We start from the raw sequence: 664 nt of genomic DNA on the forward strand, positions 1-664 counted from the left end.
GCGGGATGAACTACAGCACGCACGGAAGCACGTCGGGCAAGAACGCAGGCAAGAACGCGGGCGGTGCGTCGCCGATGCTGGGTCAACACGAGAGCGGCAGCGACAGCGCGACGACGAAGAGCGGCGTCAGCGCGGGCATGGCCACGATCACGGAATCGGCGAATCAGAAGCAGGATGTGGCTGAATTGAATCGTGATACGACGGACGCGAACGGTACGGTGGCCAAACTGCCTGATATGCAGAACCTGCTGAGCAAGCAGGCCGACATGATGTCGGCCGCGAGTGCGGCGGGTGAAGCGGTGTCGAGGCGGATCGGGGACTATGCCGACAAGATGATGAAGAAGGCTGACGCCAATGGTGATCAGGCAGGCGTCGATGCGTGGAAGGAAGGCGGCGCAAACCGGGCGTTGATGCAAGGCGCGGGTGCGGCGCTGGTGACGGGGCTGGCAGGCGGCAACGCGGTGGGTGGCGCGGCGGGTGCAGCGATTGCGTCGATTGCAGCGGGGAAGCTCAATGACCTGAGCAGTGCGATTGCCGGAGCAGATCCGACGGGCAACGCCAGCATGAATCAAGCGCTTGGCAACATCGTCGCGAACGTGATCGCGACGGGGGCCGGTGGAGCAGTGGGCGGCGATGCGGGAGCATTTTCGGGGTACAACGTTGA

The 664-nt window shown here is 64.2% G+C and carries 1 pseudogene; it reads left to right on the plus strand.

What is annotated here, in order from left to right:
• Positions 1-664, plus strand: a pseudogene (locus ACV22Z_RS35690) (hemolysin); the annotation flags it as partial.

Source organism: Burkholderia sp. PU8-34 (assembly GCF_053427725.1).